Annotated in this window: 1 pseudogene; it reads left to right on the forward strand. The window is 42.6% G+C overall.

Features of this window, described 5'->3' with window-relative positions:
• A pseudogene (locus BHE89_RS04255) lies at positions 1–209 on the forward strand (zinc ribbon domain-containing protein); the annotation flags it as partial.

Consider the following 209-nt stretch of genomic DNA (forward strand, 5'->3'; position numbering starts at 1 on the left):
GCATGGTTTTATCACAAAGCTGGAATATAAAGCCGCAGAAAAAGGCGTCCATCTGGTAAAACTGGATCAATGGTTTGCCAGTTCGAAAACCTGTCATTGTTGCGGTCATAAAAATGTCAGAAATGCCACTACATAAGCGTATCTGGCAATGCCCTGAATGTGGAGTTGAACATGACCGAGATATCAATGCGTCAATCAATATCCGACAC

The organism is Shigella sp. FC1967, assembly GCF_001743005.1.
Lineage (GTDB): Bacteria > Pseudomonadota > Gammaproteobacteria > Enterobacterales > Enterobacteriaceae > Proteus.